Genomic DNA, 23,185 nt, shown 5'->3' on the forward strand with positions numbered 1-23,185 from the left:
CGGTTTTTCCTACTAATATATAAATATTTAGCAAATATTGGTAGGTTTTCTATTTGAATTGACTACTTTTATTGAGGTAATATATCTGATTACCTTTAATTACGTTTCCGTCACTGAAATGGAACGCAGAGCAACTTAAATCAAATAAAGTAAAGAATATTAAATACATACTAAATAGAAAACAAAACGGCCATATAGTGGCTTAAGAGGTGGAAGATCATTATTTACAAAAACAACATGTTGTATATATGCATATTGAAGGATACAGTTCCAATCCTCAACGGACTTCCTCAATACCCATTAAGCTTATTACAATCAAAGGTCCATTTATGATGTTTTCAATCAATGGATGTTTTACAGCTGATTCCCTTTCTCATAGCACATTTATATATAGCATCGGACAGACTACCCTAATCCTTTAATACCTTAACCGCTAAAAATTGCCGATTTTTGGAATCCTGAACAAAAAATATCTGGTATTTCAAACAAATTTTCTCAGAAGGGAAGGACGACACCGGTTACCTTATTACCAATTTAAGACAAATCGTACGTTGAACACCTTACTGATAAAGAAATCTAGAACTAATTAAACTTATTCTACAAAAACCAGGATTCCGTGCTGCTGTTATAGAACCTTTATTGTTCTCATTAATTTATTTCCAATGTCCTTCCATTCACCAATTACAGGCATTTCACAGGTAAAAGCACTCATCATAACTTTATCCTCCAAGCTTGTAATTAACATTAAGTTGTAGACCTTATTATTTTCACCCTGGGAAATGAATTCTAAAACAACAAAGTCTTTCATGTTGATTTTCTCTATCTTACTATCAATAAAATCAATTGTAGGATTACTTTTGTATCTGGAAGTTAATTGTTCTAAAATTTGATGCATTTCGGTTTCAAAAGCCTTTTTCTGGGTATGTTGCAATGAAATATTTACATTTCCTTCGGGATTTCTAAAAATAATATCTGGCCTTCGTTTTGGGTCAGGATAACTTTTTGTCATTAATTCCAGACTAATTTTATTAAAGTTAGGTGGCAAAAGTATTTCTACTTTATTTGATAATGCTAATACAGAATGCATCGGAATAGTATTCTCCTGTTTATTGCTTCTTTCTTCTCTTATTTCAGCTTCTTTATTTTCACCTTTCGGCGAATTTGTACAAGAAAAATCTAAACAGACAAGTAAAACCAAATATAATATTTTCCTAACCATTCCTATTATTATTATTTTATTAATATAACCATTACTAATAGTCCGAAACTAAAAAGCACATACGTTAAAACCTTTATAGCTCCTTCAATTTTTTTTATTTGTATCATTTCATAAGAAGAAATAATCTTTTTATACTTTGACGTATGAATAAGAAAAAAATAATTGAAAATCAACATAACTAAAAATGTTAAAAATATTAACTGCAGATTAATATGGGGGCTTTCAAGAATAAGTTTATTAAACAACTCAAATAGCGTAATTACATTAATTGACTCTAAAATACTTACGATAACAAAGGAAGCATATGCACCCCCTTCTTTGCCGTAATTTATAGAGGCAATTTTATATATACTAAAAAACAGATATTTTATTCCTTTCAAAAGCATAATATAATTTTCTATTCATCCAACCAATTATAAAAACTATCAAAACCACCTGAGGCATCAGCTACAGATACACTAAAAGAAATAATTGGTCCAAAAACAGGTATTAAGTTTAAGCCTGCTGTTACAACTGATACTCCTAATCTTCCCCAGTTACCTGCAGAAGGGTTATTAGATACATTATAGATATTTACTCCAATTGAGATACCTTCACCTACCCAACCAATTGTAGTGGCTGTTTTACTAATTTTCCCAACAACTTCAGCCCCTAGAGCATCAATTTTTGCAATTCTTGCAAAATCTCTAACTGCATTTACTCTCTTTGCATCAGCAGATAGCCCAGCTAACGCACCCACTACACCTATCCAACTTGTGTATGGACCTAATGGATTGCTTATATTTTGAAAATCATTAACCCCTGATCCAGAGGTAGCAATTGTGGGTAAAATCCAATATGCTGCGGAAGTTGCACCACCTTCTAATCCTGTAATGCCATTACTGAGTAGTTGGTTGAAGGAGTAATTTCTAATTTCTTTCAGTAATGCATATTGCTTTTGACCATTATAATTGCAGCTATAAAGTTTATAACCATCCAACAAAGCTTGTGCCACTCCAAGTGGATCAGGACCGGAATAACTTGTACCAAATTCGCTGGTCCTATTGTAAGCAAAACTCCATTCAACTGTTGCATTTCCATCACTGGTTGAACGGTATGTACCACTGTACCAGTCGTAATAAACACCATTAAGACCTGTGCCATTAATGCCATATCCAGGCTCACCATAGTTGGATTTTCGTCCGGATATTTGACCTCCTAAATTATGAATAATTAATGGCGGATCAAGTGGCTCATAATCCTTGCGCTTAAATATAAACCCACTTGGATCTGAATACTTAAGCGGATTATTAAGACAATATACGTACCGATTGAAATTTTGCGTAAATCCCAGATTCTGAATATATTTGTCAGCACTTAAAAATTGTCCAGTAAGAGGATCATATAGCCTTCCATTCATATTAATGAGCTTAAACCATGGCAGATGTTCATGACCTGTAAATCCTCTATCGGCGATCATCAAGGCGGGTTCTGATCCGGGAACATATTTTGCCCATGTAATAGGATCTCGCATTCGTCCCCATGCATCATAATTATATTCAGCGACCACGGAATTTGAGGTATTCACTACATGTGTGATACTGCCAAGATGATCTCTTAGTAAATAATAATACACGGGTGAACCATTATTGGTAATTACAGCCACAACAGGAGCAGTATAAGCATTACCTCCAATATACGTATATTTTTTAACAGTACCAATAACGCTGTCTTTCATAAACCGATTTGTAGGATACCATCTGGTTACTACATGATTACTTCCATTTTGGACAACCATTCTTTTTCTTTGATTATTATAACCATATAAAAAAGCGGCATTATAAGTTCCTTCATTGATAAATTTTACACTCTCAAAAGATGTATAGGTTATGCTATCATTCATAGCAGGTGTTATGATTCCCGTTGAGTGAGTGATACTACTTAATGCATATGGCTTGGCAGATAGAGAATAATTCATAGTACCGACATCACTTTTGGTCGTGATTCCACCCTTGATTGCATCATAAGCCATGTCCTGTAATGTGGTTGTTCCAAAATAAACATCATCCAGCCTGTCCAAATTATCATAATGAAAATACTCAATAGCTCCCGGCATGTGTAACGGATTATTGCGCATTTCCAAGTTTCCTGTAACAGAATTAAATGTATAAGAATTTAATCGGATAGAACCTGTCTGAGCATATGTTAAATCTCCATATGAATTATAAGAATTTGTTGTAGATAAATTACTTCCATAAGTACCATTGGTGACCTGCTGAAATTCATTCATGCCGGTGATGGTCCATCTGGCTATCCCACCTGCAGAAATAGAACTTAAATAACCATTCGCGTTATATGTATTTTGTTCAATTATGCCAGACGGATGAGTAACGGTACTATCCCTCCCTTTCACATCATATCTGAATGATGTTGTAAAGGGTGACGATCCTGGAATTACATCCGTGATGGTACTTACCCTTCCTTTCGTATCATAAATAAATGAACGTGATATATTTCCCGGAGAACTAATACTTGATATTTGTTTATTTGTATTATAGACTAACGATGTAGTTCCTTCTGTAGTAATCTTATTATCAATTCTCCCATCAGATAAATAATTAATAGTGGTTTGCTGATTCCTCGCATTTGTTTGAGTTATTATTTCTCCAAAACCGTTATAAACAAATAAGGTAACCCCTGCACTTGTATCATTCAATTGAGTTTGATTTCCAGCTATATCATACCACATTTTAGTTTTCAAATTGCCAGGTGCGTCAATCGATTTTATTTTGCCATCGGGATAATAATTATAGGTAATTGTGCCTCCGGCATCTGTTGCAAGGCTAATTGTGCCATCAGAGTTAATCGATTTTGTAAATGTTTTTCCGGCAGTTATTTCGGTTATTGTACTTCCTGTATAGGACCAAGAGGAATTTCTTCCAGAGGGCTTATAAAGATTCGTTTTTCTTCCATAGTTATCATAAAGTAACCTATTCCAGATTATGGAAGTTGGAGAGGCTGTTGAATAGTAGGGTTCTGAAACACTATCTACTTGATTTTTAATATTATATTTTGTCACTTTATAAATCCATGTGCCGTTAAAGCCTTTAACATCGGATCTGATTTCCCTACCATATTTGTCTAACCATTGTTTTGCCTGGGAACCATCAATACTAGTTGACAGAACTGAATATCTGGCATTTTTTGGGATAGATAATGGCGTTTCCCATGCCAGGCTCAAAGTTTTTTGAGAACCCAAACTTGACTTTATAATTGTCTGTCTTCCTAATTCATCATATGTGTATTTTAAATAATTGCCCAGAAAATCGGTTTGTGTGTCTAGTCTACCATAAACATCATAAGAACTGGTTGAAACATGGTTTAGCGGATCAGTTACATAAAGGATTCTTGTGTGATCAGTTAAATAGTCGTATTGCTGAGTCCTGGTAGTACCTGTTATGATGGAATCTATCTGCTTTTTAACTAATCCATAACCCCAATATTCATACCTATGGGTTATCTGATTGTTGCTACCGGCAAACCAGGTTTCACTTTTCAAATGATTATTATTGGAATCAAAAATCCTCGTTCCTGTCCTTGTTATCGTAGCAGACCCCGTTTTAGTATATTGAACTGTAGTTGATGTAGGCCTACCCAACAACCATTGGGTTGTGGAAACTGTATTATCATAGATATTTGTTGTAATTTCAGTGGGCCCGCTACTATATCGCTTTTTAATGGTGGTTGGATTTCCGTAATTATCATAAACAACCGAATCTACCACAGCTTGTCCTGTAATTTTATTGACAGTAAGATTTTTTAACAAATAGGGGAATATATACTTTCTGGAAGGATGTAAAAGAATTTCTGACCATGTGTATGTAGTTCTATTCAGAGTATCATTAGCGACTGTACACTGGTAACTCTTTAATGGACGTGGATAATAATATTTTACATTATATCTTGTACTTAGATAGCCATTGATACTTTCACTATAAGCTGCATTCGTTACATCGGTGGTTCGTAATTTTGTATAACACAAGAAGCCTTTGCCTTGCAAATGTTGTTTAAAACCTTCATAATAATAGGAAAGTGTATTATACCCGCCCTTCCCGTTTTCACTTTGGATTGAAGAAACAATAGTCAACGGACCTTGATAATCTCCTATCGGGAAAACAGCACCAGTCCCCCTTTGATAAACCGTTGTGGGAGCCTGGGATAGCTTGGTATAAAACACTTTTTGAACTGAACCTAACCCGTTTGATACCTTTTCCAATAATACGTGGGTATTACCGGTACTCTTATTTATTCTATAACCAGCCCACCATGAAGCTTCAGCATCTGTGTATAAGATATCCGCCCTTGCATCTCCATTAAAGTCAGCCAAGTAGATATTATTTTTATCAGTTGGAAAATACGAGAAATAATGAGTGTAAAAATCTATACCTGAAGTCATGTTGATATAAAAATATGTACCTGTCCAGGATAAATTTGGCGACGTTACCATTAAATCTGAAGTACCATCTCCATCAAAATCAGTTACTCTCACATAATCATTTTTTAAATTGGCTTTCTTTTGCGGAATATTGATCTGCTCAAAGCCTGCACCTGTTGACAATTGTATCTGCCAGGTTGTCCAATCAACCTCTGTGCTTCCACTTTTTGTTCCATACAAGAAAACATCAGTTTTTCCATCACCATTGAAATCACCCAAATCAAAAAAGTGATTGCTTGAAGGAAAAGTAGAAGTGTACATTAAGACTAAATCCGAGTTTATCAGAGTATAAATTTTTGTACCAGTAGATTCAATACTCCAAACATCATCCTTACCATCACCGTTAAAATCACCCGTTAAAACTTCCCCGGTTATAGTACTACTGCTTATACCGCCTTTAACATTTATAGTGGTAGTTCCCATATTGCCATTTGAGGTAACAAGAGAGAAAACCGAACAGTTACCCGCATTGTCATTTATACAAATGTCATAGGCTCCATCACCATTATAGTCTGCCCCGGTTACTTCATTGTCATCCTCAAGTTTGTCAATGAACCGGCGTTTTTTACCACTCACACCCGAATATTGAGATGGCGTTCGGTTAAGCGATATGGAATAAGGCCCTGACAACGAACTGCCATTAGAGGTCATAAAATAAAAATTGGTATTACTGCTGGTTCCAGTTTCATATACTAAGTCGTCTTTACCATCAGCATTCAGATCTATAGCCCTGATATCTCTTAGCTGGCTTATTACCGTAGTATTTGTAAAATAGGAATTGAAATTATCATTTCCATCACCGAGGTAAACACGGATACCTGTCCAGGTTGCACCTTTTGCAGCATCAGGAAGACAAACAAAATCAGCTTTACCATCACCATTGAAATCACCCGTGCATAAAATTGAATTGTAAGTTAAATAACTATGAGATTTGCTTGTAGGTGTACTAAACCCTACAGAACCAGGAATTTGATATGAAAATGCTGTTGAATTAAGTCTCCCAGTTCCAGTTCCATATTCGATAATTTCATTAAGTACACTATAGTAATTATACGGTGTCTCAAGTTTATTATATTTGAATTCGTACTTCTTTAATAAAACAGAATTATAGCTAATTTCAAGTCTATCCAAAGAGAGCCAATATTCGATTTTATTACCCTTTAAGTAACTAATATTCTTTTCTGATTTCTGTTTGTAATAAAAGGTTATTTTATTTGGGCCATATGTAATCTCTGCAGGATATAAGGTATTATTATCTTGTATATAAGAATAGTTAATATCATTACCAAACAAGTCAGAGATTTTGGAGACATACCAACAAACAACCGGGTCTGCACCTACGATTTTTTGTTTGGATGATAAGGTATGTCCATATTCATACTTTAATCCACTTTTAGTCTCAGCAAAAAACCAGGAGTCGGCACCCATAAAGTAACCGGTGTTGCCTTTGGGGGTAACTCTTGTAAAAATATCATTATCTGTTTGATATTGTACATAAAAATAGTTTTGATAAAAGGAAGTATTTGTATTTACCAGACGCTGTCCATCCAAATAGAATCTATCAGTAGTGTCAAGTTCAATGCCTCGGGTAACTCCATCATGATAATAATCTTTACCACCCCTTGAAACTGTTGAGATACCTCCAATTTGCCAACCATATCCGGCAATACCTGTACCCAAGTTACTCGAATAAACTAGCGAAAGGCTGGGTGTAAGTCCGTTTACACCTGGAGGCAGTTGAATTGGAACAGAATATACCGATCCACCCTGATCATTAACACTTAATGAACCGTTGGTGGAACCTACCAAATAGGAAGTATTAATAGCTCTTGATTCAGGGTCAACTATGGAGTTATAGACAAGATTTCCACCAACGACTGGGTTTAAAATCTCCAACGTTAAAGCACCTGTTCCTGAATTATAAGTATAATTTGGGGCTAATGTAATGCTATTGCGGGCTGAATGGGTTACTGTACCACTTTCAGTTGAAGAATAAGTAATATCAAATTCCTGAGCGCTCAAATGAACGCACGATACCCCTGCGATTAAAAATAATAATCGTTTCATTTCATTATTTTTTAGGGGTTTATTTTATTTTGCTTTCAAGATCAGCGATACGCTTATTTAATCCATCTATTTGATCCTGCTGTTCTTTAAGTGCTTGCACTAAAACAGGAATTAATTCTGAGTAAGTAATGCCGAGAGTACCGTCTTCACGCTGAACAACCATCTCAGGAAAAACTTTCTGGAGTTCTTGAGCCAAAAATCCAAATTGTACCTTATTTATTAATGGATCAGATGCTAATTTAGGATCATCCGGATTGAAGTTATAGGTCACAGGCCTCAATAGTTTTAATCTATCTGTCATTAAATCAAGATTTTTGACATTTATTTTAAATCTCTCATCGGATGTAATGACAGGTTGATTCGTCAAATATGCAGTGTTTGCATAAAGACGATACCAAAAATTACTTGAACCACCAAGATTCATGTTGCTTGATGGGTTAAATGAATCACCAGAAAAAGTAAGTGTATACCCATTATAGGTCATTTTAACATTTCCTGAAATATCAAGTCTATATGTTGGATTAGAATTGTTTATACCAACTAAGCCGCTTGAATTTACCTTTATTTGAGCAACAGCAGAAATTTGGAAAATCACTAAGATTGATACTGAAAGGAGAATAGCTTTTTTCATGGTTTTTAATACTAGGGGTTATAGAAAATAATATTTGATAGTTGGGTTATTCTTTAATAATAGTCCACTTTGAGACCTTGTCGTCGATGAGAATATTGATGAAATATGCACCTGGTGCTAAATCTGAAAATTCGATAACATTGTTGCTTGTAGCAGGTTTAATCGTCTTAAGAAGCTTGCCACTTTGATCAAAGGTATAAATGCTAACCTTTGAGTTATCCTTTAGGCCTGAAATGTAAACGTTTAACTGTGATTTAACAGGATTTGGGAAGACACTTATTGATTTATCTTCCAGATCATCGCGAAATTCCTCTTTTGACAATGAGTCATCTACGGTTTCAGTTGATTTTAATGTGACAATGGTTTTTCTTAAGATTCTATTGCCAGAATTGTCATAAGTGAAATTTACTGTTTGAGCTGTAATTGGAATACCAATTATAATTAGTAAAATGAGCAAGAGGATGTTTTTCATAATATTAGTTTAATAGTTGGGTATTGTTGTTTAATACTTTCAGGGGATAAAAAGTAACCCTTTGGAATTAAAAAATTATGTAATTTAAAAAGAGTCTAAACAATAAGAGTTTTATGCCTTGATTAATGATATAATTTAGTCTAGAGTATACTTTCATGGTTTTCTAAAAAATGCTGATCTATAACACTGGGCAATTGTAAATTAATTCATTACATTTGAATGAAATATAAAGCAAAGTCAAGTATTTCGATGTAGTGGCTTAAACGGTGGAGGTTCATTTTAGATTGCATATAACCAATTGAAAATAAGCGGGAAGGAAGATTAGGTTCAAGACCCTTTTCCTCCGCAACGAATGAATGCCAGCGCCCGGGCTCTGCCCGGGTTTTAAATTTATAGCCCCGGGACTTAGAGACGCACGGCCGTGCGTCTCTACAAGGACCGGGGCTATAAATTTAAAAAACCTCAAAGCAAAGCTTTGAGGCGCTGGTATTCATTCGTTGCAGGACCTCCCTTCGGGGATCAACTCGCGAAGCGAGTAATCCCGTCCTGGATACTGGATACTGGATACTGGATACTGGATGCTGGATGCTGGGACAAAAATGCTAGGCCAAGTCTCCGACTTCGTCAGACCTAGTACCCCAAAAGCCTAATAGCCTAATAGCCTAATAGCCTAATAGCCTAACAACCTAACAGCCTAATGAACACCGAACAAGGAATACTGATTGGTGCCCGACCAGGGCTACCTTATTTTACTTCCCTGATTTTATATCCCCGAATTAACAACCAAAGCATAAATAATACCTCACCATAATAGGTGTATTTAGCAAAATCCAAATTTACATTTGGCATAATATAGGGACGCAAGGAAGTGAGAAAATAACCCATTCCGGCAATCATCAGCAATATTCCAAAAACTTTAGGTATGTATCCAGAACGGATTGACAGGAAACCAAGCAACATTAAATGAATACCAAAAAAAACGATACCAAAGTACCAATGATTTCTGAATGCCCGGAGCGAAACCATTGCCTGGTTATTTACCTGGTCTTGAGAAAAAATGGATAAATAGTCAGGCGTAGTGATAAGCTGAAATGCTGTTACCAGGTTATTCAACGCTATAATAGCAATGACTGTATATACCAAACGGAAAAGTGCAGTTAAAAGCGATAAATCCCTGTGAACTGGCCTCAGCAGTATAAACAAAGCCCAGGCAATTACAATATCGCTTATAAAGGTAATAAGATAAGCTATCAGGGCTCCGGAAAACAGGGTTTGATTGTGCAGTATGTTATTGGCAGTTTCAGCTGGTTGGAAAGGAACAATCAATTTTGGAAGTGCAAAAAGCTCTGCAAATGGAGCGGCAAATAGAGAAACCAACAGACCAATTCCTGCAATAATAGCAGCCGAATGTAAAGAAATCCTGTTTGTTGTAGTCATTTGCTAAAGATATGATTTTTTCTAAGACGTTCGTTGCCGCGGCTAAGTTACAATGTTCTTAAACTTTATATACTGGATGCCGGGTACCGGATGCCGGATGCCTGCCTGCCGGTGCACAGGCCAACGCGGTCAGGATGGTAACCTTTCACACATTGCCGTATCGCAGACCAGGGATTTAAACGTTGATAAATAATGGACAGTGGAAAGTAACAAGGGTAATAATTTTCGGTCATTGATTTCATTCAAACACCAAGCTCTTAGGATACCTGATGTCTGCGGTCTCTTACGTCCCATTACTTATTTAACAAATACAATTCCCATGTCGTATTACCACTATTTGCACCGCCATAACCTCCGCCGGCAAACGCTTTACCGTTTACACTAAAGGCAAATCCCCTGTACCTTCTTTTATGGCCTATTGGGTAAAATGATTTCCAGTCATTGGAAACCGGATCATATTCCCAACATTCATCTGATTCCCAGTCACCTACCGGAGATCCGTTAGTGATATAACCTTTATTATTGAGAACGAATGAACCTGTATAATGCCGGGCGTCCGGAAAGTCGGCTATCCTGATCCATTTGTCAGTTGAATATATGTATTTCCAGGCATCGTACATCCCGGTATTTCGCGCTCCACAGGTAAGATAAGCAATGTTGTCAATTACAAATGTCGAGGCTTCTGTTCTTGCCCAATGACTATCCGGGTCCAAATCACTGATTCTGGTCCATATGTTCAAACCGGGGTCATACTTGTAAAAGTCGTGCAACGCCAAATCGTTACTTAAATAGAAATCAGATCCGATACCCACATAAATGTCCCTGTTAACTGAAAAAGCAGAAGCTTCATCACGCCTTACAGCTGGGAAATCGGCTTTTTGAGTCCATGTATCAGACAAAGGATCAAATTCCCAGAAATTATCTGTTTCAGTTGCGGTGTACACATATCCTTTTACACCATTGGTCGTGCAAATGCCCGTGTGCATTAAGTCAAACGGTATTGAATATTTTTTCCAGGTATAATCCTGTGTGTTAAACTTCCATAAATATTGCCTGTCTTCCAAAGGCTCATGCGGATGTGAAATAACATAGGCAGTGTTTCCTATTGTAAATGTTCCTACATCACCATAAAATGTAAAGGGTAAAGTATTTGAAATCATCAACCAGTTATCTTCAATACAAAAGTCCAAACCTGAATCAACAATTGTATCGGCAACCTGGATTTTAACATGGGCATAGCCCCGGGGAAACGGGCCATAAGGTACCTTGATAATTATCGATTCGGTATTAACGGATATAATCTCTGATTCAACATCCTCAATGAGAACTTTATTGTAATAGCGAACAGGGTTAAAAAATTTACCTTTCAGTTCAATTTCCGAATCGGAGAAAGAACATTCCGGAACTGCGCTGATTACTGGTGTTTTAAGCTTAAAAGGGGTTTCACTGGTTGTGCTTTGAAGCTGGGCAGTTACTTTTATCCTAGCAATACTTTTATTTAAATTGTCTGGTACCAGAACTTTCAACTTTTCCCTCGAGGATGAGATAACTGCTGCAATGGTTGAACCTATCGAGACCTCGTTTCGTACAGCTACCTTATCGAAGTGTTGACCGGTTATGGTGATAGTATCCCTGAATGTTCCGGTAGGAGTGAATGATTCTATTACAGGCTTATATAACTGAAAAGATGCCGAGTCACTTTTATCAAATACCGTTACTTTCAGCTGGGGACGATAAGTCCTGCAGTCCTCCGGAATGATGCAGGTAATTAAGCTGTCGTTATAATTCAGAACCTGAGCTCTTGCCCCCGAGAAATTTACCTGCATGTAATAGAAATAATTGTTTCTCCCGAAATTTTTACCAAATATTTCTACAGTGTCCGCTATATGAGCTATTTCAGGAATTACCTGAAGGATTTCAGGTGGTTTATTCCCGGTTGACAAAAACGCTTTGGTTTTGCCGAACATAATACTTCCATTCGTATAAATATATGCTTTAAAAAAATATACGGCATCCGGCTCCAGGCCTGAATTGATTGCGGCATGAAAAGAGCCCGACCCGGCTTTTTCATTAAAGGATATTATTTCTGTCTCGTATTTTGAAAAAAGACTGTCCCGGGAATAATAAAAGCCATATTCTATTATCGAGGAGGCTCCCTGCAATTCTCCATTCAGGATAACACCGCCATCATCAGGAAACTCAACATCAAGGGTTTTTACACCAGGTGTTTCGTCATTCTTTTCACATGCTGAGAGCAATAATGAAACCAGTATGAATAATGAAATTTTATTTATATAACGCATTGCAAGGTTTATTAGGGATGTTCACTGCAATATAAAAAAAGAAATTTAAAAGACATGTGTTTTCTCCAGGCTGTTATTCGGATATTACTTACCGTGTATCCGTATGTTACCCGTTCGGCCGAGGTTCTACCTCGGCCGAACATATCTTTTCAGGCTGTGCCTGAATGAAATTAACCTAATCAGCCTGGGCCTGAAATTAACCATAATCAGGCTGAGCCTTAGCCGAATGGTCCCAACATTCAAATGAATCCCTATAAGCTTTAAAAAAATATGAGGCATCCGGTTCCAGGCCTGCATTGATTTCGGCATGAAAAGTGCCCGACCTCGGTTATATCCGCACACCTGTTCTCATTATTTCCTTATTTTTGCATTCTTTTTAAAGTAATTCATGATAACTGTTTCCAACCTTGGTATTCAATTCGGTAAGAGGATCCTGTTCCAGGACGTTAACCTGAAATTTTCGCCCGGCAACTGCTATGGGATCATTGGTGCTAATGGCGCCGGTAAATCTACCTTTCTGAAGATGCTATACGGCGAGGTGGATAACATGCGGGGAAGTGTATCCATTGGTCCGGGTGAACGATTATCGGTATTGAAGCAGGATCATTTTGAATTCGATAATGATACGGTTCTCAACACGGTACTGATGGGCCATCCCGAACTCTGGCAGTTGATGAATGAAAAAGAAGCCCTTTATGCCAAACCCGATTTTTCAGAAGCCGACGGAATAAAGGCTTCCGTTCTCGAAGAGAAATTCAGCCACCTCGATGGCTGGAATGCCGAAAGCAACGCCGCCATATTATTAAGTGGTATGGGCATCAGGGAAGACATGCATCATAAACTGATGAAGGAGCTGAGCGGTAAACAGAAGGTGAAGGTGCTGCTTGCCCAGGCTCTGTTCGACAAGCCCGACAACCTGCTGTTGGATGAGCCTACCAATGACCTTGACCTTGAAACCGTAAACTGGCTTGAACACTTTCTTTCTGAGTTTGAGAATACCGTATTGGTGGTGTCCCACGATAGGCATTTCCTGGATGCCATCTGCACCCATACGGTGGATATTGATTTCAGCAAAGTAAGGATGTTTGCCGGGAATTACAGCTATTGGTATGAGTCGAGCCAGCTTGCCCTAAGACAGCAGTTGCAGCAAAATCAGAAGGCTGAGGAAAAAAAGAAGGAGCTGCTCGAATTTATTGCCCGGTTCAGCGCCAATGTGGCCAAAAGCAAACAGACCACCAGCCGGAAAAAAATGATCGAAAAGCTCAACATTGAGGAAATAAAGCCATCCTCGCGAAAATACCCGGGTATCATCTTCACACCCGGCCGTGAACCCGGTAATAATATCTTAACCGTTAAAGATCTTTCGGGCAGTGTGGAAGGGAAAACACTGTTTAAAAAGCTTTCTTTCACCATCAACAAGAACGATAAAATAGTATTTCTTTCAAGGGATCCCAGGGCCATGACTGCCCTTTTTGAAATCCTGAAGGGACATGTGAAACCGGATCACGGTACCTTCGAATGGGGCCAGACTATTGTAAAGGCATACCTTCCTCTTGAAAACGACAAATTCTTTAATAAAGGAATGACCTTGATCGAGTGGCTTGCCCAGTATTCTGAAGATACAAGCGAACTATACCTTCGCGGATACCTGGGCAAAATGCTGTTTTCCGGTGAGGAAGTCTACAAGAATACAACCGTCCTGTCGGGCGGGGAGAAAGTACGGTGTATGATTGCCCGCATGATGATCCGGAATGCCAACGTGTTGCTGCTGGATACCCCGACCAACCACCTCGACCTGGAATCGATCCAGGCATTTAACAATACGCTGATCAAATTCAAGGGCAATGTGCTCATGTCATCACACGACCATGAGTTTATCCAGACCGTCTGCAACCGCATCATCGAGATCACCCCGAATGGTATGATCGATAAAGAAATGGATTATGATGATTACATCACGGATGACAAACTGATGGAGATGCGGAATAAATTGTACGGGGATTAGTGCTTCTTGCCCTTTTGTCACGACCGGCCCACGGTCCATCTGCATCTAAAATGGGCGTTTAAAAGCACTTTCAAAGGAAATATGTACTAATTTTATGTAGTTTTTCTTGTCTGATTTGATCAGATCTCTTACATATGAAAGGCAGTCATGATACTGACGTAGCTTTTGCCGAACTGAACAGTCTTCGCAAAGAATATATTTCCCTAAAGAAATCATATAAGAAAGTTATTGCTGATTTCCGGCTGGCCTCGTTAAAATTAAACGAGAGTGAAGACAAGTACCGGCTGATTTTTGAGCATAGTGGTGAGGCCGTACTTTTTACCAATCCTAATGGTGAAATCTACGCGGCAAACCCGGAGGCCTGCAAAATGTTCCTGATGACTGAAAAGGAAATTTGTACTGCCGGTCGGAATAAACTTCTTGATTTAAATGATCCGCAGGTAATTGCCGGATTGAAAACAAGGGATGAAACAGGTGTTTATCGGGGTGAGGCCAATATGTTCAGAAAGGACGGCACTGTATTTACAGCATTAGTCTCAAGCATTATATTCAAAGATAAACAGGGTAAGTCCAGAACCTGCACTATTATAAGGGATAATACAGAAAACAAGAAGAATATTGCTGAATTGGAATTCGTTCAGCAACAACTCCGGCAGCAGAAGCTTGAATTGCAGTCAGTTTTTGATTCCACGCCTTCCATGATGTGCATTGTTGATGAACATATGCAGGTTCTAATTGCGAATGACGCCTTTAAAAAGTCAACCGCATGGCAGGGCGCATCCTTACATACCCTTTGCAGCCTGCTGGGATGTATTGAGTACAATAATAAAGCTAGTGATAGCCAAACCATACAAAAATGCGGATCATGCGCTATTCACAATATAATTGAAGATACTTTTAAAACCGGTAATCCAAATATAAATCTGGAACATTCAACTACTCTGTGTTCAAACAGTGAAAACCATGAGGTGGTTTTGCTTGTTTCAACCGCAAGATTGAATTCCGGAGATGCATTCCGCATTCTTCTGACACTATCCGACATAACTCAACTGAAAAAAACCGAGCTTGCTTTACTGGAAAATGAAACCAGGTTCAGGGGAATTTTCGAAAGTTCTGTTGCCGGAATGTCAGCTGCAGATACAAACGGCAGACTGGTACTCGTGAATTCAGCTTTTGCCAGGATGTATGGTTATGAGAATCCGGGGCAGATGCTTAAGGAGGTTTCCAATGCAAGTCAATTATATGCAAATCCGGATGACAGGTCGGAGCTTTTAAAATCAATCAGAAAAGATGGAATGATTGATGGTCTTGAAGTTGAGGTCGTTAAAAAAGACGGAACCCATTTTTTTATTCTGGTTTCCGGTCGCAAAGTATATGATGTCAACGGAAAATACATTTATTATATTGGAATTCATATTGATATAACTGATCGCAAGGTAATTGAAAAGGAATTACGGGAATCCAAGAAAAGTCTTGAATCATTTAATCAATACCTGGTAAGCGCCAGGGAGGAAGAGAGAAGCCAGATTTCAAGGGAAATTCATGATCATTTTGGCCAGTCGCTTACTGCGTTAAAGCTTGATATGAACATATTCAAACAAAGCCTTTCAGGAAATGCAGATGCCTTCAATAAGATCAATGAAATGGTCGACCTGGTATCCGATTTGATTAAAGATGTACAAAGGATATCCTCCGATTTAAGGCCTGGCATACTCGAAGATCTTGGTTTACAGGCTACTTTTGAATGGTATTGCAGTGAGTTCATGAAAAGAACAAATACTATGTGTTTTCTCAGAATTGGTAAAGGACGTTTTGACAATCCACAAATCAACCTGATTCTTTTCAGAACCCTGCAGGAAGCACTTACCAATATTATCAGACACTCCGGAGCAACTGTAGTTGATGTTAACCTGAAAAATCAGAAACATAATATAAAACTTACAATCAGGGATAACGGCAAGGGAATATCGAAACATGAAATAAATTCCGGAATTTCACACGGATTGGCAGGTATAAGGGAAAGAGTGAAACAATTCAACGGAAAGCTCAATATATTGAGCAGGAAAGGTACCATACTTTCCATTATCATACCCATTTCAGATACTAAAACCGATGACAATACTGTTAGCTGATGACCATCCGGTTGTGCGGGAAGGTCTTAAGAAATTTGTAGGATCACTTGACGTAAACCTGGCCATTGAAGAGGCAACAAATGGTGTTGAAGCCTGGGAAATGATCAAGGTAAGGAGATATGATCTGGCCATACTCGATGTTTCAATGCCGGGTTTAAGCGGACTTGAATTACTTAAGAAAATTAAAGATAACAACCTTTCAAGCAAAGTTCTGATCCTTAGTGTTCATCCCCAGGAACAGTATGCGATCAGGGCGATTAAATTAGGTGCTTCGGGATATTTATCAAAAGACAGTGCTTTTGACGAATTAAAAATTGCCATTAATAAAATCCTTTCCGGGGGCAGGTATGTTTCAGAGGCTTTCGCCGAAAACATCATCTTTAAGGGATCAGATACGTTACAGAGGCACGAACAGCTTTCACACCGTGAATTTGAAATAATGATAATGCTTGCAAGAGGCAAATCGGTTACTGAAATTTCTAACGATATATTTCTTTCACGAAATACTGTTAATACATACAGGACAAGAATCCTCACTAAAATGCATATGAAAAAAAATGCAGAGATTATTGCTTATGCATTGAAAAATAATCTGATTTACTAAAAGATTTAGTTTGTTCCATTTCTTCTGTAGTTGTTTCGACTACAAAAAAATCACACTTCTCGCTACAAGCGCCCGATTAAATAATCCGATATTTTTATTGTCAAGGTTCGATTTCATTAATTGAAAGAAGCAGGTTCAGGAATTAATTGAATTCCAAACCAGTCTCTTTGTTTAGGGACAACTGTAAGTGCGTTATTTTCTGTGCAATACGTTTTAAATGTTATCGGTTTGTGATCCGCAGAATGATATTAACCTTTTGGTACAAGTGATGGTATTTTATTTTCCACTATGGAACAGTCAATTAAAAAAGCCCACATCCTCATTGCTGAAAACAGTCCTCCAAAGGCTGCCACATTAAAGAATCTGCTGGCAACTCATAATTATGAAATATCTGTTGTTCTGAATGGTAAGGATGCGGTAAATCTGGTAAGAAAGAATAAACCGGATATGGTGATTTCAAATGTAAAGCTGCAGGAAACTGATGGGTATCAATTCTGCCAGATACTCAAATCAGATAGAAATACCAAAGATGTTCCGGTAATCCTTATGACATCCTTGTCAGATAGTGAAGAGATTATTAAAGGACTTGACTGTGGTGCTGATAGTTTTGTTTTCAAACCATATGATGAAAACTACCTGCTGTCATTAGTTGAGAAACTGCTACTCTCCGGAGAAAAAAGGAATATCGGAAATGATTCTTCTTTCAATACTGTTCAACAAAAACTCATTCAACTTCTTATTAATATTTATGATAATGCCGTCCGGCAAAATGTAAAGCTTATCAAAACCCAGGAAGAGCTGGATAACTTAAAAGATAACCTGAAAAAATTAGAAGAAGAACACTCTGTCAGGCTTTTGTCTGGAGTTAAGCGTACTTCAAGGATACAGGAGGAATTAAAAAAGAATCAGACATTTTTAATGCATGCGCATAAAATGGCTCATTTGGGCACTTGGGAATATGATTTCGAGCATGATACTTTTTATTTCAATGACCCTTTTTATGCTTTATTCCGAACTTCTGTCGGGCAGGTAGGAGGGTATACCATGCGATCTGCGGAATATGCCGCACGCTTCGTACATCCTGAAGATATGCATCTTGTAGAGCTTGAAATCAAAAAAGCGTTGCAAAGTAATGATCCGAATTTCAACAATCAGGTAGAACATCGTTTTATATACGCCGATGGAGAGGTTGGATATTTAAATGTCAGGTTCTTTACAATTAAAGATGAAGACGGAAGAACAGTGAGAACGTTCGGGATTACCCAGGACATTACAGAAATTAAAAAGGCGGAAAAGGAACTGGTAAATGCTAAGGATAAGGCAGAAGAAAGTGACAGACTGAAGACGGCTTTTCTTCATAATATTTCTCATGAAATACGAACACCCATGAATGCTATTGTTGGATTTTCCACATTGCTTTCAGAATCAAACGCTAATACCGAAAAGCAAAAATCGTATACTGATATTATCATTGAAAGCAGTGAAAAACTTCTTTCAGTTATTTCCGACATAATTGATATTTCAAATATTGATGCGAACATTGTAGACATCTCAAAAACGGAAGTGACTATCAATTCACTTGTAAAAGAGACCTGTGAGCAATTTTTTAAAAAAGCACAAGAAAGAAAAATAGTACTGACCTTTCATTCGGAATTGGAAGAGGATTTCAGGATAGCAACAGACCTGTCGAAATTGACACAAATATTGTCTAATCTGATTGATAACGCCATAAAATTTACCTATGACGGTACGATTAATGTCCATTGTAAAAAAACAGATAAGTTTATTGAATTCAGTATTACTGACACAGGAATCGGGATAGCGGAAGAGGAGTGCGAAAGGATTTTTGAAAGGTTCTACCAGGTTAAAACCGGTGTTACCAGGCCGTATGAAGGTACCGGTCTTGGACTTGCCATAGCAAAGGCATATACTCAAATATTAGGCGGAAAAATATGGATGTCATCTGAGATATCCATAGGAACCAGCTTCTTTTTTACTGTACCTTTTGAACAAATCACCGGAAATCTTGAAACTTCAAATAATTATATAACCGATCAACTCATTTTTTCGGAAGAAAAAACAATTCTCGTTGCCGAGGATATTGAGAGCAATTTCAGACTTATAGAACATTTTCTTTCTGAAGCGAACGTAAAAATCATTTGGGCATTAAATGGCCAGGAGGCTTTGGACAGAGTTTTTACGAACAATAAAATCGATTTGATTCTCATGGATATTAAACTGCCGGTCCTTGATGGATATGCAGTTACAAGAATGATCCGTGAAGCCGGGATAAATGTTCCAATTATAGCACAGACGGCTTATACCGATGACAAAGAAAAGGCAATAGAAGCCGGTTGCTCCGGCTATATTTTAAAGCCTTATAACCGAAAGAAATTTTACAGTGCCATACTGGAGTACTTAAAGTGAAGACAATGTCTGTTGATCTATATCAAAGGACAGCATACCCAGAATCAATAGTATTGGAAAGCAAAATCACTGATTTACCTAAAACGTCCTAAGTGCCGGATCGTAATACTATTTATAAATAGGTATATGAAACCTGGTAATCCTAATCTAAGCGCAAATAAAACAGGAATTGATTTTTCGGTATTTATGAGTGAGAACAGGGTTATTAAATATATTCAACAAATCAGAAAAGAATGGAAATTGTCAGTTATTCTGATTGTAGCCATTTCAGGTATGTATGGTTGGTTATCCGGTAACATGATATTTGCATCATATTCCGAAGATTATATTCCAATAGCACCGGCAAATATATCGATCGTTCTTATTCTGTTCGGAGTTTTTCTTTTCAATTCAGGCATTCATCCTGCCGGAAAGTCATCTTCTCTAAATAACCTGGTTGTTAGTATTATATTACTATACTGCCTCCTGATTTTTATCCAATTCTTTTTTCGCCTGACATGGGATATCGAAAGTGTTTTTATTAAAGAACCAGCAAATTATGGAAGGGTACTTATAGGGCGCATGTCCCCGTTAACATCGGTTCTTTATATACTCATCTGTTTTGGCTATTTATTTTCTAAACGTCAGCATTTGAAGGGTCGATACTATTTTGGCGCAATCGTTTCCCTGATTGCCTTTATTTTATCTTCAGTATTATTCCTGGGTTACTTACTTAACGCCCCTCTTTTATACGGGGGAGAAATTATTCCTGTATCCCTTCCATCCACTATATGTTTTCTTTTATTCAGCCTGATTTTGCTGCGTTTGTACCAACCCGGATTAAGTAATTTTAACTTTTTTGGAATCAATAAGATGGCAGGGATGCTTCTAAAATCGTTTTTGCCTGCTGTAGTATTTGTAATTACTTTAGAAGGCTTACTGATCACAAGACTTAAAGTTACGGGCCAGTATTTTACACTCGCAGTAGCCCTGATACTTATTCTGACAGTCATCCTTTCAGTTATTCTTATTTATAAAGTATCCTATTCTACGGGTGATAAGCTTCACAAAGCGGAAACTGATCTTAAGGAAAGTCATAATAAATTCAGGTTGATTGCCGATTACAATTATGATTGGGAATTCTGGATTTCGGAGTACAATCTCTTTAAGTATAATTCCCCTTCCTGTGAGCACGTATCAGGATACAAACCTTCAGATTTTGATAAGAATCCTGACCTTATACTGGATATTATTCATCCACAGGACCGGTGTATATATGAGGAACATTTGAAACTTGAACATAATGGTAAACCATGTCCGGGAATTGATTTCAGAATTATTACAAAATCAGGTGAAGTAAAGTGGATTAATCATGTTTGTCAGCCGGTATATAACCCGGATGGAAACCTGGCAGGGACAAGAGGTAGCAATTGTGATATTACGGCCAGAAAGGTTGCCGAAGATCAGATAAGCAGGTTAAATGAAGAATTAAAAGAAACGAACGCAGATAAAGATCGGTTTTTATCGATCCTTGGACATGATTTAAAAAGTCCGTTCAATACTATCCTTGGCATGTCCGAATTATTGGTCAATGAATCCCGGAAGTTAAATAAGGAAAAAATAGAACTATTTGCTGGCCAGCTTAACCAGACAGCTGGTAATACCTACGATTTACTCAATGACATTTTAATGTGGGCTAATTCAAAGCAGGGAAAAATTCCTTTCAGGCCACAGCATACCGATTTATATGAAATCTGTGAGAAAACAATCAGTAATCTTTCGCCCATGGCGAACTCCAAGAATATTAATATTGACTATTCAGGTTTAAATGATAAATCGGTATATGCAGATCCTGATATGCTAAAAACAATATTCCGTAATTTGATTTCAAACGCCATAAAATTTAGTTTTAAAAACAGCAACATAACTATTTCAACCGAACCAAATGGCCGAAAAGTTAAAATATCGGTTATAGACCATGGTGTTGGTATATCAAAAGAAAATCTTTCGAAATTATTCAGTATTACCCAGGTATTGTCAACTCCCGGAACCTGCAATGAAAGCGGAACCGGCCTTGGATTATTGCTCTGCAAGGATTTCATCGAGAAGAACGGCGGCGAAATCCGGGTTGAAAGCGAAGTGGGAAAGGGGTGTAAGGTTTCATTTGAACTGCAACAATCTGAATCAGAATACCCCCAACCACCTCGACATGGAAATAATCCTTAGTGACGAACCCAGGATCTTTCATAATAGTTCCGTAGGTTGCTTTCATACTGATCATCTACAAAACGGTCTTCATCATAATCCGGGGCATTTTTAAGAAAGTCCGTATTCAAACTGATCTCAGCCTCACGGGTTCCATAATTGATGTTTTCTATAAAACTGATGTCAATGAGTGTTTTTTTGCTCCATGGCAGCCAGTTATTCGTATCCACCACCATATATACTATTTCCCACGAATTTTCATCGATAATCAGGTCTTCAACGCTCCCCAGTACGCCATCTGTAGCATGAATTTTATAACCGTTTACTTCTTTAAAACTAAACAGGTTGCTGCTTTGCTTACTGTCTTCAGTTGAAGTATACTGTGGTACCCGACGTGACGGATAATCTGACGGATAGGCTGATGCCGAATTTGCTGATTCAGTTACACCAGAGCCGGGACCAAAAGTTGTTTCACCTGTAACTCCGTATCCACGGCCAGCTCCGGCTTCACCCGTTGAATAAGTCCGGGAAGTCGAATACGTTTCCTGGTTGTAATAACCGTTCAGCCTTTCCTCATACTGGCGGGAAATTGGCAGATCTTCCTCTGGCTTGGGACCTAATTTTACCACGCTGTTCTTAACATTTAAAAGAAGATCATCATCCGTAATATGCGAATCCTTCAATAAAGTCCTCGGTATCAGAATCCGGTCACTTGAAAACAGGTTACCGAAATCAACTTCCAGGTACCTGACCTGCCAGTTTTCCCTGTCGAAAAGACAATCTTTGATTTTGCCTTTCGTTCCATCCGATGTTACAACCGAATGACCAATAATTTCATTTATGCCTCTTTTCATAATTTTACCGATTTAATTTCCTTAGGATAGAAAAATCCTTGCCAAACTATCTCGCTTCCCGCAATGCGCAGATTCCTTTGCTAAAACACATGCTTAATGCCTGCTAATAAAATTTTACCGTGAAAATGGCTTCACAATATGGGTAAATACATCTACGAAAAAAGGGATTTTATGACATTTCGAAAATCTATAATATCGGGGCTATCCGCCCCGAACCCTGAGTCACTTTTTTTCTGCAGCAAAAAAAAGTGACCAAAAAATGCCGCCGCTGCTGAAAAAATCGCTAAAAATTAATTCACTGCGCTAAAAGAAAAGAACTCGCCGCAGGAATCGGCTCAGACAGCTTTTCTTTCTTAACGCTTCGTGAATTAATTTT

At 37.7% G+C, this 23,185-nt stretch carries 12 protein-coding genes; 5 read left to right on the forward strand and 7 right to left on the reverse strand.

Going from position 1 to position 23,185, the window contains the following annotated elements; translation table 11 throughout:
* Positions 1-625: 625 nt before the first annotated feature.
* The 6 genes from VK179_10910 to VK179_10935 all read right to left on the reverse strand — a co-directional run bounded on the left by VK179_10910 (position 626) and on the right by VK179_10935 (position 12,603).
* Positions 626-1,219 carry a hypothetical protein gene (locus tag VK179_10910; GenBank protein ID HLO59244.1) on the reverse strand — a complete coding sequence of 198 codons (594 nt, stop codon included), beginning with the start codon at positions 1,217-1,219 and terminating at the stop codon, positions 626-628.
* Positions 1,220-1,616: 397 nt separating this feature from the next.
* A complete protein-coding gene (locus VK179_10915) occupies positions 1,617-7,760 on the reverse strand; it encodes an FG-GAP-like repeat-containing protein (GenBank protein HLO59245.1) in 6,144 nt (2,047 codons plus the stop codon).
* 19 nt (positions 7,761-7,779) lie between these two features.
* Positions 7,780-8,391, reverse strand: a complete 612-nt coding sequence (locus VK179_10920; protein HLO59246.1) for a tail fiber domain-containing protein — start codon at positions 8,389-8,391, stop codon at positions 7,780-7,782.
* A 46-nt stretch (positions 8,392-8,437) separates the two neighbouring features.
* The gene (locus VK179_10925) at positions 8,438-8,863 is read right to left on the reverse strand and encodes a T9SS type A sorting domain-containing protein (GenBank protein ID HLO59247.1); all 426 of its coding nucleotides are present in this window, start codon (positions 8,861-8,863) and stop codon (positions 8,438-8,440) included.
* 744 nt (positions 8,864-9,607) lie between these two features.
* Positions 9,608-10,300 (reverse strand): DUF4386 domain-containing protein, encoded by a 693-nt coding sequence (locus VK179_10930; protein HLO59248.1) that lies wholly within the window; start codon positions 10,298-10,300, stop codon positions 9,608-9,610.
* 293 nt (positions 10,301-10,593) lie between these two features.
* Complete coding sequence (locus tag VK179_10935; GenBank protein HLO59249.1) at positions 10,594-12,603, reverse strand: IPT/TIG domain-containing protein; 2,010 nt, start codon at positions 12,601-12,603, stop codon at positions 10,594-10,596.
* A 388-nt stretch (positions 12,604-12,991) separates the two neighbouring features.
* Between VK179_10935 and VK179_10940 the strand changes: the two genes are divergently transcribed.
* From VK179_10940 to VK179_10960, 5 genes are all read left to right on the forward strand, one after another.
* On the forward strand, positions 12,992-14,608 hold the full coding sequence (locus tag VK179_10940; protein HLO59250.1) for an ATP-binding cassette domain-containing protein: 1,617 nt from the start codon (positions 12,992-12,994) through the stop codon (positions 14,606-14,608).
* Between the two features lie 134 nt (positions 14,609-14,742).
* Positions 14,743-16,740 carry a PAS domain S-box protein gene (locus tag VK179_10945; GenBank protein HLO59251.1) on the forward strand — a complete coding sequence of 666 codons (1,998 nt, stop codon included), beginning with the start codon at positions 14,743-14,745 and terminating at the stop codon, positions 16,738-16,740.
* Positions 16,721-17,344: a response regulator transcription factor gene (locus VK179_10950; GenBank protein ID HLO59252.1), complete on the forward strand. Its 624-nt coding sequence runs from the start codon at positions 16,721-16,723 to the stop codon at positions 17,342-17,344. Before VK179_10945 ends, VK179_10950 begins: the two co-directional genes overlap by 20 nt.
* A gap of 288 nt (positions 17,345-17,632) precedes the next feature.
* Entirely contained in the window at positions 17,633-19,771 is a 2,139-nt protein-coding gene (locus VK179_10955; protein ID HLO59253.1) for a response regulator, read from the forward strand.
* A gap of 126 nt (positions 19,772-19,897) precedes the next feature.
* Positions 19,898-21,976 carry an ATP-binding protein gene (locus tag VK179_10960; protein ID HLO59254.1) on the forward strand — a complete coding sequence of 693 codons (2,079 nt, stop codon included), beginning with the start codon at positions 19,898-19,900 and terminating at the stop codon, positions 21,974-21,976.
* Here the strand turns inward: VK179_10960 and VK179_10965 are convergent.
* Entirely contained in the window at positions 21,973-22,809 is an 837-nt protein-coding gene (locus VK179_10965; protein HLO59255.1) for a PRC-barrel domain-containing protein, read from the reverse strand. The genes VK179_10960 and VK179_10965 overlap by 4 nt on opposite strands.
* Positions 22,810-23,185 lie beyond the last annotated feature (376 nt).

The sequence above is a fragment of the Bacteroidales bacterium genome (genome assembly GCA_035299085.1).
GTDB lineage: Bacteria > Bacteroidota > Bacteroidia > Bacteroidales > UBA10428 > UBA5072.